Genomic DNA, 1,048 nt, shown 5'->3' on the forward strand with positions numbered 1-1,048 from the left:
GCCGTTGCCGTCGCTCGCGCCTTACCGGCAGGTCGCTTATCTGCAGCGTTATGTGGCCGGCGGACGGCCCGGCTTCGACTGGCGCGTGCTCGTGATCGGCGGCCGCGCCGTCGCGGCGATGCGGCGCGTCGGCGGCAAGGGCTGGATTCATAACTTCGCGCAGGGCGCGACATGCGAGCCCGCCGAACTCGATCCGCTGCTCGCGCGCACGGCCGTGCAGGCCGCCGCCGCGCTCGGGCTCGACTATGCGGGCGTGGACCTGATCCCCAATCCCGACGATGCGGCGCGGCCGCTCGTGCTCGAAGTCAACGGCGTGGCCGCATGGCGCGGCTTGCAGTCGGTCACGCGGTTCGACATCGCGGCGGCGCTCGTCGACGATCTGCTCGATCGCAAGCTGGCGGCCGTGCCGCGGCGCGCGAGCGGGCAGACCGAGGACAGCGCGGAACACGTAGCAAGCGCCGCGGTTGGACTGCCGGGCGCCGCGCAGGAGAAACGACGAGCATGAGCGCGATGCGCCTGATCCCCATGCTGGAGCGTCATACCGGCACGTTCGACGTGGCCGCGCCGCAACCCGGCCATGCCCGCGCGCCGCTCCGCGCCCTGCATGCGTACCTCATCGCCGGGTCGTACGCATGAATCCACCGCCCGTGTGCGAACCCGGCACGCCCCCCTTCGAGCGCGCCCGCGCCGCTTTCCTCGCAGCCTGCACGCTCGACGTGACCACGCCGAAGCCCGGCAACGTCAGCGTGCAAAGCGCCGGACACGGCATGAACGCGGCGCAGTTTCTCGCCAGCGCGCACGCCTCGCTCGACGCGCTGTTCTCGCGCGGCGCGCGCGTCGGCCAGCGCATTCTCGATGCGGTCACGCGCACGCACGCGGCGGCCGGATGCAATACGAATCTCGGCATCGTGCTGCTGGTCGCGCCGCTTGCGGCGGCACTCGACGAAACCGGCCCCGCGCCCTCGGCCCGCGCCTGGCGAGACGCCGCCGAGCGCGTGCTGGAACGGCTCGACATCGACGACGCGCGCCTCGCCTATCGCGCGATCGC

Annotated in this window: 2 protein-coding genes and 1 pseudogene; all 3 read left to right on the forward strand. The window is 72.6% G+C overall.

What is annotated here, in order from left to right; translation table 11 throughout:
* Window positions 1-505: pseudogene (locus GXB81_RS31175) on the forward strand (RimK family alpha-L-glutamate ligase); the annotation flags it as partial.
* A complete protein-coding gene (locus GXB81_RS31835; RefSeq protein WP_277396826.1) occupies window positions 502-636 on the forward strand; it encodes a hypothetical protein in 135 nt (44 codons plus the stop codon). The pseudogene GXB81_RS31175 and the gene GXB81_RS31835, both read left to right, overlap by 4 nt.
* Window positions 633-1,048 (forward strand): triphosphoribosyl-dephospho-CoA synthase (locus GXB81_RS31180; RefSeq protein WP_205991227.1); only part of this gene is annotated, 416 nt, incomplete at its 3' end. The genes GXB81_RS31835 and GXB81_RS31180, both read left to right, overlap by 4 nt.

It is taken from the genome of Paraburkholderia sp. Ac-20336, from assembly GCF_017105025.1.
Taxonomy (GTDB): domain Bacteria; phylum Pseudomonadota; class Gammaproteobacteria; order Burkholderiales; family Burkholderiaceae; genus Paraburkholderia.